This is a genomic window from Flavobacterium sp. AJR (genome assembly GCF_002156885.1).
Lineage (GTDB): Bacteria > Bacteroidota > Bacteroidia > Flavobacteriales > Flavobacteriaceae > Flavobacterium.
Window position 1 is genome coordinate 45,407 of the sequence record NZ_NCWQ01000003.1, and the last position, 13,846, is coordinate 59,252.

A 13,846-nucleotide genomic window follows, 5' to 3' on the forward strand; every position below is an offset into this window, starting at 1 on the left:
TTATCCTTTTAAATTTTTTAAATTATCGATACTAATTGAATGTATGTTTCTAAATATCGATACTAAAATTGCCAATCCAACCGCTACTTCAGCAGCAGCAACTGCCATCGAGAAAAATACGAATACTTGTCCTTGTGCATCTTGGTGATAAGTAGAGAAAGCAACAAATAATAAGTTTACCGCATTAAGCATGATTTCGATAGACATAAAAACGATAATCGCATTACGTCTGTATAAAACACCAAATATGCCTACGCAAAAAAGGACTACACTTAAAAATATGTAGTTTTCAATACCTATTTGATTTAAAATATTATTCATTATTTTTTCGATTTTTCTTTTTTAGACAATAACACAGTTCCAATCATGGCAACCAAAAGTAAAATAGAAGCAAATTCAAACGGAACCATATATTCGTTCAGTAATATTTTACCTAATACTTTTATCGATTGAAAATCTTCACCAGTCGAGTCGTATTCACCAACAATTGGCTTAGAGTTAATAAATATTGCAATTAATACAATACAAATCAAACAGAAAGAAACAATAGCACCCAAACGAGTAATTCGGGGTTTATGTACTTCGTGTTTTTCGTTCAGGTTCATCAACATAATGGTAAATAAAAACAAAATCATTATGGCTCCCGAATATACTATGATGTGAACAATCGCTAGAAACTGAGCATTTAATAGTAAATAATGACCCGCAATCGAGAAAAAGCAAATCACTAAATAAATAGCACTATGAATAGGGTTACGACTAAAAATCGTTAAGAAAGCAGTTATCACTGTTATGAAAGCTAATATACAAAAAGTAATTTGTATTGCATTTGCATTTGCAAAATCAGGTATATGTATCATTAATTAGCGTTTTTAAGTTGAGCGTTTTTCATAGCCACATCTAATGGCATCACTAATTTATCTTTTCCAAAAATAAAATCTTCTCTTTCATAACTAGAAGGAACTAATACTTTTGACGTAGTCAGGTAAATTGCATCTTTAGGACAAGCCTCTTCACACAATCCACAAAAAATACAACGCAACATATTAATCTCATATATCGAAGCATATTTTTCTTCTCTGTACAAATGTTTCTCATTTGGTTTACGTTCTTCAGCTTTCATTGTGATTGCCTCAGCAGGACATGACAAAGCACATAATCCACATGCAGTACAGTTCTCACGACCTTGTTCATCACGTTTCAACTGGTGTTGACCACGATAAACATCGCTTCGTACACGAACTTGTTCTGGGTAGTGAATTGTTTTCTTACGTCTAAAAAAGTGTTTGATTGTAATAACCAAGCCCTTGAAAATTGCAACAAGGTACAATCGCTCAAGAAAAGTCATCTCTTTATTTGAGACTACCTTTTTTCTACCCGATAATGATATAGTTTCTATCGACATTTTAATTTATCATTTGCGATTTTGATTCCAAAACCAAATTCAAAAATTTATTTCTTTTATTTTTATCTGAAGCTAATCCTGCTATCCGTTACAATCTTTATTGTTTTAAAGGAAAACAATAAAGGATTTTCACTTCTATCAGGGCTAGGTATTTCGTTTATTAAAACCCTAAATAAGCTGCAATTTCACCTCTTAACATTACAACACCAGTAATCATGATATTGATGATAGAAAGCGGAATTAATATTTTCCAACCCAAATGCATCAATTGGTCATATCTGAATCTTGGAATAGTCCAACGAACCCACATATAGAAAAATATGAAAAAGCATATTTTGGCAAATAAAACAACCATTCCTAAAACGTTAGCTGGGTTTACACCTGCATTCTCCACCATCCATTGCATACCAGGATAGTTATATCCACCAAAGAATAATACAGAGATAATAGTAGCCGAGATAAACATATTTGCATATTCAGCAAATAAATAGAATCCCATCTTCATCGAAGAATACTCTGTGTGATATCCACCAACTAATTCCGTTTCACATTCTGCTAAGTCAAAAGGAGTTCTGTTTGTTTCAGCAAAAGCACAAATAAGAAATATCAAGAAAGATAAAGGTTGGTAAAATACGTTCCAGTTCATTTCAGCTTGTTGCATAGAGATTTCTCTTAAGCTTAAACTACCAGTCATCATCAATAAAGCAATCATCGACAATCCCATTGCGATTTCATACGAAACCATTTGCGAAGCAGCACGAACTGCTCCCATCAATGAGAATTTACTGTTAGATGCCCATCCACCAATCATGATACCATAAACTCCAACAGAAACAACTCCGAAGAAATATAATAATCCAATGTTGATATCCGTAGCTTGTAGTAAAATATCTCTGCCAAATAAATGTAATTTATCTCCCCAAGGAATTACAGCACTTGTCATTAAAGCAGTACTCATGGCAATTGCAGGACCTACAACAAATAAAAATTTATTTGGAGTATTAGGTATAAACTCCTCTTTCGAGAATAACTTCATACCATCTGCAAGAGGTTGTAATAATCCACCCCAACCAGCACGGTTAGGTCCAACACGGTCTTGTAAGTATGCTGCAACTTTACGTTCAGCCCAAGTAGAATACATCGCCATAATCATAGTCACGGCAAAAACCACTAAGATTACAACACTTTTTTCTATAATAAATGTACTATCCATTACTAAGAGATTTTGTCGTTATTGGTTAATGGAATTTGTGCCATACTAATTTTTTTACGGTCTTCATCTCTACCTAAAAGGATATTCTTCTCCGTATCGATTTCTACTTTTTCTAACTTACGAGTATAGTTATTTTGGTTGATAACCGAATCTTTTTCAAATTCTCTTGGTCCTTCAATAGTCCAGTCAGCAACATTTTTGTGGTCAAAACGACAACTGTTACAAATAAACTCTTCTACTTCATGGTAAATGTCTTTACGACCAGTTACACGTTGTATTTCGCCACCAAACATCCAAACAGTAGTTTTACCACAACATCCAGGAGTAGTACACTCTCTGTGTGCATTATAAGGCTTATTAAACCAAACTCTTGATTTAAAACGGAAAGTTTTATCAGTCAAAGCTCCAACAGGACATACATCAATCATATTTCCAGAGAACTCATTATCGATTGCTTTAGAGATACCAGTCGAAATATTAGCGTGATCACCACGATCTAATACCCCGTGAACTCTATTGTCTGTCAATTGATCTGCAACTTGTACACATCTCTGACATAAGATACAACGGTTCATGTGCAATTGAATATGCGGACCTATATCTTCTGGTTCAAAAGTTCTTTTTTCTTCAATGAAACGTGATTTCGGATTTCCGTGCTCAAAACTTAAATTTTGAAGATCACATTCACCAGCCTGATCACAAACAGGGCAATCCAAAGGGTGATTAATCAATAAAAATTCTGTTACAGATTTACGTGCTTCCGTTACTCTGTCAGAAGATTTGCTGTTTACTTCCATACCATCCATACATCCTGTTACACAAGATGCCATCAACTTTGGCATTGGTCTTGGATCAGCTTCACTTCCTTTCGATACTTCAACTAAACAACAACGGCATTTTCCTCCGCTACCTTTTAATTTTGAGTAATAGCACATGGCTGGCGGAACTAAATCTCCACCAATCATACGTGCAGCCTGTAGGATTGTTGTTCCTGGCTCTACGTCTATACTTTGACCGTCTATGGTTACTTTCATCTCTATATTTTGTTATTTTAGTTTAAGGTTTAAAGTTTCAAGTTGTTGAACTTAAAGCTAAAAAGCTTCAAACTAATTTAAACTGTTTGTTTTGTTACTAAATGTTTTACTTGCGAAAAAGGCTCAGCAACAAAATGTTCTCTGTTTTTTATTTTTTCTGGGAAACGAACGTGATATTCAAATTCATCTCTAAAATGACGAATAGCTGCTGCTACTGGCCAAGATGCTGCATCTCCAAGTGGGCAAATCGTATTTCCTTCGATTTTACTTTGAATGCTCCATAATAATTCGATATCTTCTTCACGACCTTGACCGTTTTCGATTCTCCATAATATTTTTTCTAACCATCCTGTACCTTCACGACAAGGAGTACATTGTCCACAAGATTCGTGGTGGTAAAAACGTGCAAAATTCCAAGTATTTCTTACGATACAAGCAGTGTCATTGTACACGATAAAGCCTCCAGAACCTAACATAGATCCAGTAGCAAAACCACCATCACTTAAAGATTCGTAAGTCATTAAACGATCTTCACCATTTGCAGTTTTAAAAATTAATTCGGCTGGTAAAATTGGCACAGAAGAACCTCCAGGTACAAACGCTTTTAAAGGTCTGCTAGAAGACATTCCGCCTAAGTATTCATCAGAATTCATGAATTCATCAACACTTAAACCTAATTCAATTTCGTAAACCCCAGGATTTTTAACGTGTCCAGAAGCAGAGATTAATTTAGTTCCAGTAGAACGACCTACACCAATTTTGGCATAATCATCACCAGAGTTATTGATAATCCATGGCACAGTGGCTATAGTTTCCACATTGTTTACTACGGTAGGGTTAGCCCAAAGTCCAGAAACAGCAGGGAAGGGTGGTTTAATACGCGGATTTCCTCTTTTTCCTTCCAATGACTCAATAAGTGCAGTTTCTTCACCACATATATAAGCACCAGCTCCACAGTGGACGTATAGTTCCAGATCATATCCTGATCCTAATATGTTTTTTCCCAAAAATCCAGCAGCTTTCGCTTCGGCAATGGCTCTTTCTAATATTTTGAAAACCCACATATATTCTCCACGAATGTAGATATATGATAAGTTAGCGCCTAAGGCAAAACTTGAAGTAATCATACCTTCAATCAATAAGTGAGGAATATATTCCATCAAATAACGATCTTTAAAAGTACCTGGCTCAGATTCGTCGGCGTTGCATACTAAATGTCTTGGTTTTCCTGATTTTTTATCAATAAAACTCCATTTCATACCTGCAGGGAAACCTGCACCACCACGACCACGAAGACCTGATTTTTTTACTTCTTCAACAACTTCGTCTGGTGTAAGCGTTTTTAAAGCTTTTTCTACAGATGCATAACCACCATTTTTGCGGTACACTTCGTAGGTTTTAATACCAGGAATATTGATTTTATCTAATAATATTTTCTGTGACATATTATTTATCGTGTAATATTATTTTATTATCCTTACAATCAGTGATTAGCTGATCAATTTTTTCTTCTGTAAGTTTTTCTTTGTAGAAATCGCCTAACTGCATCATTGGAGCGTATCCACAAGCACCTAAGCACTCAACGCCAGCAATACTGAACATTCCGTCAGGAGTTGTTTCACCCATTTTGATACCTAATTTCTCAGATGTATAATCCATTAAATTTTCGGCACCATTTAAACAACAACAAGAAGTCTGACAAAATTCAAACATGTATTTACCCATTGGTTTTTGGTTGTACATGGTATAAAAAGTTACTACTTCGTAAACCTCAATCGGTTTTATATGTAAGATTTCGGCAACCTTGTCCTGTAGCTCAATACTTAGCCAGTTTTCATGGGCATCTTGTACTTCGTGTAAAACAGGCAATAAAGCCGATTTTCTTTTGTCTTCAGGATAATGACTGATTAACTCATTGATGCGGTTCATCAATGCCTCAGTCATATTTATTTCTTGTTTGTAATGTTTACGTTCCATTTTTATTTTAGATTTTAGATTTTAGATTTCAGTTTTTTCTGTTGTCTATAATCTATATTCTGCAATCATTGTTTAAGTTTTAGATTCTTCAATCTGAGTTCTTTATGCGTCTAACTCTCCAGCGATAACATTTAAACTTGATAATATTACAATGGCATCCGATAACATAGCCCCTTTAATCATTTCAGGATAAGCTTGATAATATATAAAGCATGGTCTTCTAAAATGTAATCTGTATGGAGTTCTGCTTCCGTCGGTTACCAGGTAAAATCCTAATTCACCATTTCCGCCTTCAACCGCGTGGTATATTTCGGCAACTGGAACAGGAACTTCTCCCATAACAATCTTAAAGTGATATATTAACGATTCCATGTTAGTGTATACATCTTCTTTTGGAGGAAGATAGTAATCTGGAACTTCAGCATGGAAGACATTTCCTTCTGGCATTTTATCTAATGCTTGACGAATAATGCTTAAACTTTCCCAAACTTCGGCATTACGAACACAGAAACGGTCGTAAGTATCACCAGATTTTCCAACTGGAACGATAAAGTCAAAATCTTCGTAAGATGAATACGGTTGTGCAACACGTATGTCATAATCAACACCACTAGCACGTAAGTTTGGTCCTGTGAAACCGTAAGCCATAGCTCTTTCGGCACTTATTGGTCCAACATTAACCGTTCTGTCAATGAAAATTCTGTTTCTTTCGAATAAGCTTTCGAATTCTTTCCAGGCAACTGGAAATTCTTCTAAGAAAATTTCAATTTTTTTGAAAGCGGCCTCAGACCAATCTCTTTCAAATCCACCGATTCTTCCCATATTTGTAGTTAAACGAGCTCCACAAATTTCTTCGTAGATTTCGTATATTTTTTCTCTAAATTGAAAAACGTAAAGGAAACCTGTATAAGCACCTGTATCTACCCCAAGAATTGAATTACAGATAATATGATCGGTAATTCTAGACAGTTCCATTATGATAACTCTTAAGTATTGAACACGTTTAGGTATTTCAATTTCTAAAAGTTTTTCTAGAGTCATCCACCATCCCATATTGTTGATAGGAGAGGAGCAATAGTTCATTCGGTCTGTAAGCGGAGTGATTTGATAAAAAGGACGATTTTCGGCAATTTTTTCGAATGCTCTGTGGATGTAACCAATAGTTGTTTCAGCCTCAAGAATTCTCTCACCGTCCATTAACAGTACGTTTTGAAAAATACCGTGTGTAGCTGGGTGTGTTGGTCCTAAGTTCAGAACAGAAAGTTCACTTCCTTCGTCGTTTAGTTTCTGTTCGATTATTTTAGCATAGCGATGCTCTGGTGGTAATAATAGTTCTGACATTTATTTAATGTGAAAAATTATATGATTTTGTCTTAGCAATTTGTTGTTGTTCTTCCAAAGAACCTGTCGTCTTTATCAGTTCTTCCACTGTCTTCTAATGGGAACTCTTTACGCATCGGAAATGAAATCATTTCATCCATATTCAAAATACGTTTCAATTGTGGATGACCGATGAAATTTACTCCATAAAAATCATATGTTTCTCTTTCCATCCAGTTTGAACACAAGAAAATGTTTGATATGGTTTTTATTTCTGGTTTTTCACCATTGATAAAGGCTTTTATTTTAATTCTTTTGTTTTCATACCAGTTATGCAAATGATATACTATTGCAAATTGGCGGTCAACTTCATTATCAGGGTAGTGAATACCACATAAATCGGTTAGGAAATGAAAACGTAATATCGGGTCATTTTTCAAAAAAAGAATTACAGCTGTAATTTTATCAGAATCAACTTCTAATGAAAAAATGTCTCTTTCTTGATTGAAATTGAAAACACTTTCTCCAAATGTTTCAATTAATTTATCTTGAATTTCTATTGTCTCTAATGCCATTTTGTTATTGAATGTTATATGAAGCCAATAATTCTTGGTACTCAGGTGAGCTGCGTCTTCTTACAGACTCGCTTTTTACTAATTCTTGTAATTTCATTACACCATCAAGAATTTGTTCTGGTCTTGGCGGACAACCCGGAACATAAACATCTACAGGTATTATTTTGTCAATTCCCTGAAGAACTGAATAAGTATCAAAAATACCTCCGGATGATGCACAAGCACCTACGGCAATAACCCAACGAGGTTCGGCCATTTGCTCATAAACCTGACGTAAAACTGGTCCCATTTTTTTAGAAATAGTTCCCATTACCATTAACATATCAGCCTGACGAGGAGAAAAACTCACACGCTCAGAACCAAATCGTGCTATATCGTAATGCGAAGCCATTGTAGCCATGAATTCGATACCGCAACAAGAAGTTGCAAATGGTAAAGGCCATAACGAATTGGCTCTTGCTAAACCTACAACATCGTTAAGTTTTGTAGCGAAGAAACCCTCTCCTGTAACTCCTTCTGGCGGGGCAACCATATTTATATTTGAATCGCTCATTATTATTTTAGATTTCTGATTTCTGATTTTAGATTTCGAGAAATCGTAAAAACTGAAATCAATTTTTTTAAATCAATTGTATTATTTTGAGGAGTTCAAATCTTAAATTGTAAATAACTTAGTCAAGAATCTATTCTTAAATCTAAAATCACCAATCTAAAATCTAAAATCTCTTTTTTATTCCCACTCTAAGGCTTTCTTTTTGATAATGTAGAAGAAGCCTACTAAAAGAAGTGACATGAATACTAACATTTTTAGCATTCCTTCCATACCTAGTTCTTTAAAGTTTGCAGCCCATGGGTAAAGGAAAATTACCTCTACGTCGAACAATACAAATAATATAGCAACTAAGAAATATTTTACTGAGAATGGTACACGAGCATTACCAATAGATTCTACACCACACTCAAAGTTTTTGTCTTTGCTTGCGGAAGCTCTTTTTGGGCCTAATTTTCCAGAAATGATAATGGTTCCTACTACAAAACCAACAGCTAAAATAAGCTGCATTAAAATTGGAATATAATTTACTTGATCTGAATGCATAATTTAAGGATTTTTTGCTTAAAAATAAGTCACAAAGATAGCCCTCAAGTATGTAAATCACAAGCTAAAAAATGATTTAAGTAGGTTTTGAAATGTAGTAATAGTGTAATTTTTATTGATTATAAATAAGATTTCGAATTTTATGATTTTTTTAAGAATTAGGCGTAAAAAAAAAGCGTTTCGAAATTAATCGAAACGCTTTTAAGCATTCGGTGGCAAAAAAAATAAATTGCTATATTTTTATGCTTAGATTACTGCAACTTTAGCAGCAACTTTACCTTTTCTTCCTTCTTCTTCTTCGTAGCTTACTCTGTCACCTTCGCGTAATTCTTCCGCGTTGATTCCTGATGCATGAACGAAAATGTCTTTTCCTGTTTCTTCGTCTGTAATGAACCCGTAACCTTTAGACTCATTGAAAAATTTAACTGTACCTGTACGCATTGTAATAGTAATAATAATTTATAATGAGGCAAATGTAAGATATAAAATAATACAAAAGACAACAAACTGTTAATTTTTTAGAAAAAATATTGATTTACAGTGTATTCACTTATTATTTTGCTTCAATTTGGATGTGTAATTCTTTTAATTGTAAAGCATCTATTGCTGCAGGAGCATCAATCATTACATCACGACCCGAATTATTTTTTGGGAACGCAATAAAATCTCTAATTGTCTCTTGTCCACCTAATATAGCTACTAATCTGTCTAGTCCAAAAGCTAATCCTCCGTGTGGTGGAGCCCCAAATTGGAACGCATCCATTAAGAATCCGAATTGTGCTTTGGCCTCATCCTCAGTAAAACCAAGGTATTTAAACATTAATTGTTGTGTTGCCTTGTCGTGAATACGAATAGAACCTCCTCCAATTTCATTTCCGTTAAGAACCATGTCATATGCATTGGCGCGAACTTTTCCAGGTTCAGTTTCCAATAATTGCATATCTTCTGGTTTAGGAGATGTAAATGGGTGGTGCATTGCATGGTAACGACCAGTTTCTTCGTCTAATTCTAACAATGGGAAATCAACTACCCATAGTGGTGCAAACTCTTCTGGTTTACGTAATCCTAAACGTGTAGCCAATTCCATACGTAAAGCACTTAATTGAGCACGTGTTTTATTAGCCGGACCAGAAAGTACAAAAATCATATCGCCAGGTTTTGCTCCTGTAACTTTTGCCCAATTGGTTAAATCGTCTTGGTCATAAAATTTATCTACAGATGATTTGTAAGTTCCATCGTCATTACATTTAGCATACACCATTCCGGATGCGCCAACTTGTGGACGTTTAACCCAGTCAATTAATCCGTCAATTTCTTTACGAGTATAATTTCCTGCGCCAGGAACTGCAATTCCAACTACTAATTCGGCAGCATTGAATACTGGGAACTCTTTATGTTGTGCAAATTCGTTTAATTCTCCAAATTCCATTCCGAAACGAATGTCCGGTTTGTCATTTCCATATGTTTTCATAGCATAGTCGTAAGTAATTCTTGGGAATTTATCTACTTCTACACCTTTTATTTCTTTTAGTAAGTGTCTTGTCAGTCCTTCAAAAACATTTAAAATGTCTTCTTGTTCTACAAATGCCATTTCGCAATCGATTTGTGTAAACTCAGGCTGACGGTCTGCACGTAAATCTTCGTCACGGAAACATTTTACAATCTGGAAGTATTTATCCATTCCACCAACCATCAATAATTGTTTGAAAGTTTGTGGAGATTGTGGTAATGCATAAAATTGTCCTTCGTTCATACGACTTGGTACAACGAAATCTCTTGCTCCTTCTGGAGTCGATTTTATTAAGTAAGGAGTCTCTACTTCGCAGAAATCCAAATCAGATAAATATTTACGAACTTCCATTGCCACTTTATGACGGAATAGTAAACTATTTTTTACTGGATTACGACGAATATCAAGGTAACGATATTTCATTCGGATATCTTCTCCACCATCAGTTTCATCTTCTATTGTAAAAGGAGGTGTTAATGCAGCATTAAGAACAGTTAGTTCAGTGACTAAAATTTCTATGTCACCAGTAACCATGTTTTTATTTTTGTTTTTGTCCTCACGTTCAATCACAGTTCCTTTAACTTGGATAACAAATTCTCTTCCTAGCGTTTTTGCTGCTTCAAAAACGGCTTTGTCGCTACGACTTTCGTCGAAAATAAGTTGTGTGATTCCATAACGGTCACGTAAATCGACCCAATTCATAAATCCCTTATCACGCGATTTCTGAACCCAGCCCGCTAGTGTAACTTCTGTATTAATGTGTGAGGCGTTTAATTCGCCACAATTATGACTTCTATACATGATCCAAATTTTAGATTGCAAAAGTAAACACAAAAATTAAATAAGTCCAGTTTTCTATTGTTTAATGCTATTCTTCTTGATTATTTTTTTATTTCGGTTTGTATAATTGATTATTTTTACCTGAACTTATTAATTATATTATGAAAAAAATGACCTTTTTGTTGCTGTTTTCCGTTGGGGTAACCTTTGCACAGAACAGTGAAAGCAAGATAAAATTTACAGCAAAAATCTCTAACAGAAACAGCGATACGCTTGTTATTAGAGGAAAAAATAACTTTAAGCAAGTTATACCGATAGATAAGAAAGAAGTTTTTGCAGCAACATTTGATGCGCCTAAAGGATTTTATCAATTTTCGGATGGAACTGAGGCATCAAGTCTTTATTTAAAACCGGGCTCGGATATTAACTTGACAATGGATGCTAAGCAATTTGACGAGACGATTGTTTATAAAGGTAAAGGAACAAACGAAAGCAACTTTTTAGCTCAATCGGCATTGGCAGATGAAAAATTTCAGGAAGAAGCTTTCGCAAAAGAAGCTTTAGAGTTTGCAAATCTTTTGGAAGCAAAGAAGAAAGCAGATTTAGCAAATATTGAGAAAGGCGATTTTGATCCTGAATTTAAAGAAGCGGTAAAAAAATCATTAGAAAAATCACATGCTTATGCACAGGAAGCTTATGAAAATGCTGCTAAGACTAAAAAGCTGAATGGAAAACCTTCTCCTCTTTTTGATTATGAAAATTATAAAGGTGGTAAAACAAAGCTTTCTGACTTAAAAGGAAAATATGTTTATATCGATCTTTGGGCAACTTGGTGTGGACCTTGTAGAGCAGAAATTCCTTTCTTGCAAAAAGCAGAAGAAAAATATCATGGTAAGAATATTGAATTCGTAAGTATTTCTATTGATAAGGTTAAAGATCACGAAAAATGGAAAAAGTTTGTAAATGATAAAAAATTAGGAGGGACACAATTATTTGCAGATAAAGATTGGGAATCTGAATTTGTGGTAAATTATGGTGTAAATGGAATTCCTAGATTTATCTTGCTTGATCCAAAAGGAAATGTTATAAATGCTGATGCACAAAGGCCTTCTTCACCTGATCTTTATGTTGAGCTAGATAAATTATTGAATTAAAAATCTTATTAATTCGTAATGTGTTGATACATTGATAAGTATTGCTTTTAAACACACTTTTAATTTCCAATGTTAAGTTTTTACTCAATGTTACCAAATTGTTAAGTAAAAGTTTTTTTAATGTAAAGTATTAGTTATATTTGTTTATAGATTTTAAAACATTAATAACTAAAGATATGAAAAAGTGTGTGATTTTAGTTGCAATATTGTTCTCTGGAATTTTAGTTGCACAAGAAACTAAGCCAGTATTAGAAGCTGTTGGACAAAAAGTAAAAGCTACTTATTACTATGAGAATGGTAAAGTTCAACAAGAAGGTTTTTTTAAAGACGGTAAATTAGATGGTGTCTGGGTTGCATTTGATGAAAATGGAAATAAAAAATCTACAGGATTGTACGCGAACGGTGAAAAAACAGGTAAATGGTTTTTTTGGAATGGATCTAATCTTAGTGAAGTAGATTATTCTGATAGTCGTGTAGCATCAGTTAAAAACTGGAAACAAGACGCACTTGCAAACAGAAACTAAGACTAATTATAAAACCAAGAAAGGTTGTTCAAATTTTGAACAACCTTTTTTTTGTGCTTATTTTTTTGATGATTTGCTTTTCTTATTCCTTCCGTACCAGATGATAAATCCTGTTACGGGTAATGATGCTGCTATTAAACTAGCGATAAAAGCGATTATCTTTCCTGGTAAATCCAGAATCTGTCCTGTATGAATACCATAATTCATTTCGACCACTTGCAAACCTAAACTCTTTTTCTCAAAAGGGTCGCTCTGTATCAATTCGCCATCATAAGGATGGAAGTAATAATTGCTTTGATGGTCATATCGTAAAGAATGAGGATAGGCACCAGTATTTATAACATCTCCTTTTTGTTGTGGAATCATTACATAAAACATTTCTGCTTCAGGATTTTTTATCATAGTCTGTACTAAAGCACGATCTATGGCTGCAGATGTATTATAATCAAACTTTGTGGTGTCGACAACTGGAGCTTTAGTTTCTAAAGCTTTATCGCCACCAAAGTTGAAAGTTTTGTAAATTCCGTCGCCAACCCATTCGTAAGTAAAGGTTAAACCTGTTATCGCAATTATTGCAATGATTATAGAAATGTAAAAACCAGACGTATTATGCCAGTCATAATTAACACGGCGCCATTTGGCAGACCATTTTACACTTAAGCTACGTTTGATGTCGCTTTTGCGTTTAGGCCACCATTGGATGATTCCTGTAATTAATAATAGTATAAAAATAATAGTTGCACCGCCAATGATATGTTTACCAATATAATCGGGTAGGAGTAAGTACAAATGAATGTATTCGACGATGATGAAAAAGTCAGTTTCGGGATTTTCAGTTTTTAGGTATTCTCCTGTATATGGATTAAAATAAAGGTATAAGTTCTCGGTGTCGGAATAGGTGTAAACAATCGCTGAGCGGTCTTTTCCATAAAAGGAAACCATGCTCGATTTATAGTTAGGAAGTATCTCTTTGGCTTTTTCCTGTAAAACCGAAGGTAAAATGAACGGTTTGTTTTGTGGCTCAACCAAACGCCATTCTTTACGAGTAATATCTTTTATCTCATCGTGAAAACAAAAGATACAACCTGTAATGCTTACAATAAAAACAATAAGTCCAGAAGTTAATCCGAGCCATTTGTGTATAAAGCGTATTTTTTTCTTAAAACCCATATTTCAATTTGCGGAAAGATAGCATTGTATCTTTTATTTAGAATTGTTAGCAATAGGCAAAAGTAGATTCTAAATGTATAACCCACAA

General features: G+C 34.3%; 16 protein-coding genes. 2 read left to right on the plus strand and 14 right to left on the minus strand.

The window, feature by feature from the left end:
- The 13 genes from nuoK to aspS form a co-directional block, all read right to left on the minus strand.
- On the minus strand, positions 1–321 hold the full coding sequence (nuoK, locus tag B8T70_RS01390; protein WP_035618229.1) for an NADH-quinone oxidoreductase subunit NuoK: 321 nt from the start codon (positions 319–321) through the stop codon (positions 1–3).
- Positions 321–860 (minus strand): NADH-quinone oxidoreductase subunit J, encoded by a 540-nt coding sequence (locus B8T70_RS01395; RefSeq protein ID WP_039113657.1) that lies wholly within the window; start codon positions 858–860, stop codon positions 321–323. Before B8T70_RS01395 ends, nuoK begins: the two co-directional genes overlap by 1 nt.
- Positions 860–1,405 (minus strand): NADH-quinone oxidoreductase subunit I, encoded by a 546-nt coding sequence (locus tag B8T70_RS01400; protein ID WP_039113659.1) that lies wholly within the window; start codon positions 1,403–1,405, stop codon positions 860–862. The genes B8T70_RS01395 and B8T70_RS01400 overlap by 1 nt, the downstream gene beginning before the upstream one ends.
- Before the next feature lie 160 nt (positions 1,406–1,565).
- On the minus strand, positions 1,566–2,618 hold the full coding sequence (gene nuoH / locus B8T70_RS01405) for an NADH-quinone oxidoreductase subunit NuoH (protein WP_086893655.1): 1,053 nt from the start codon (positions 2,616–2,618) through the stop codon (positions 1,566–1,568).
- Between the two features lie 2 nt (positions 2,619–2,620).
- Positions 2,621–3,652 (minus strand): 2Fe-2S iron-sulfur cluster-binding protein, encoded by a 1,032-nt coding sequence (locus tag B8T70_RS01410; RefSeq protein ID WP_039113663.1) that lies wholly within the window; start codon positions 3,650–3,652, stop codon positions 2,621–2,623.
- Positions 3,653–3,729: 77 nt separating this feature from the next.
- Entirely contained in the window at positions 3,730–5,097 is a 1,368-nt protein-coding gene (gene nuoF / locus B8T70_RS01415) for an NADH-quinone oxidoreductase subunit NuoF (RefSeq protein WP_039113665.1), read from the minus strand.
- Position 5,098: 1 nt separating this feature from the next.
- On the minus strand, positions 5,099–5,629 hold the full coding sequence (locus B8T70_RS01420; RefSeq protein ID WP_039113666.1) for an NAD(P)H-dependent oxidoreductase subunit E: 531 nt from the start codon (positions 5,627–5,629) through the stop codon (positions 5,099–5,101).
- A gap of 102 nt (positions 5,630–5,731) precedes the next feature.
- The gene (locus B8T70_RS01425; RefSeq protein ID WP_039113667.1) at positions 5,732–6,970 is read right to left on the minus strand and encodes an NADH-quinone oxidoreductase subunit D; all 1,239 of its coding nucleotides are present in this window, start codon (positions 6,968–6,970) and stop codon (positions 5,732–5,734) included.
- 32 nt (positions 6,971–7,002) lie between these two features.
- Positions 7,003–7,524 carry an NADH-quinone oxidoreductase subunit C gene (locus B8T70_RS01430; RefSeq protein WP_039113669.1) on the minus strand — a complete coding sequence of 174 codons (522 nt, stop codon included), beginning with the start codon at positions 7,522–7,524 and terminating at the stop codon, positions 7,003–7,005.
- A gap of 4 nt (positions 7,525–7,528) precedes the next feature.
- A complete protein-coding gene (locus B8T70_RS01435) occupies positions 7,529–8,077 on the minus strand; it encodes an NADH-quinone oxidoreductase subunit B (protein WP_035618207.1) in 549 nt (182 codons plus the stop codon).
- A 177-nt stretch (positions 8,078–8,254) separates the two neighbouring features.
- The gene (locus tag B8T70_RS01440) at positions 8,255–8,620 is read right to left on the minus strand and encodes an NADH-quinone oxidoreductase subunit A (RefSeq protein ID WP_035618204.1); all 366 of its coding nucleotides are present in this window, start codon (positions 8,618–8,620) and stop codon (positions 8,255–8,257) included.
- Between the two features lie 246 nt (positions 8,621–8,866).
- Positions 8,867–9,061 carry a cold-shock protein gene (locus B8T70_RS01445; RefSeq protein WP_007137066.1) on the minus strand — a complete coding sequence of 65 codons (195 nt, stop codon included), beginning with the start codon at positions 9,059–9,061 and terminating at the stop codon, positions 8,867–8,869.
- 112 nt (positions 9,062–9,173) lie between these two features.
- Positions 9,174–10,931: an aspartate--tRNA ligase gene (gene aspS, locus B8T70_RS01450; protein WP_086893656.1), complete on the minus strand. Its 1,758-nt coding sequence runs from the start codon at positions 10,929–10,931 to the stop codon at positions 9,174–9,176.
- A gap of 140 nt (positions 10,932–11,071) precedes the next feature.
- On the opposite strand from aspS, the gene B8T70_RS01455 reads away from it, so the two are divergent.
- Both B8T70_RS01455 and B8T70_RS01460 read left to right on the plus strand, forming a co-directional pair.
- Positions 11,072–12,064 carry a TlpA disulfide reductase family protein gene (locus tag B8T70_RS01455; RefSeq protein WP_086893657.1) on the plus strand — a complete coding sequence of 331 codons (993 nt, stop codon included), beginning with the start codon at positions 11,072–11,074 and terminating at the stop codon, positions 12,062–12,064.
- Between the two features lie 176 nt (positions 12,065–12,240).
- A complete protein-coding gene (locus B8T70_RS01460; RefSeq protein ID WP_035618195.1) occupies positions 12,241–12,588 on the plus strand; it encodes a toxin-antitoxin system YwqK family antitoxin in 348 nt (115 codons plus the stop codon).
- A 57-nt stretch (positions 12,589–12,645) separates the two neighbouring features.
- Here the strand turns inward: B8T70_RS01460 and B8T70_RS01465 are convergent, their stop codons facing one another.
- Positions 12,646–13,758, minus strand: coding sequence for a PepSY domain-containing protein (locus tag B8T70_RS01465; protein WP_086893658.1), 1,113 nt, complete (start codon positions 13,756–13,758; stop codon positions 12,646–12,648).
- Between the last annotated feature and the right edge of the window lie 88 nt (positions 13,759–13,846).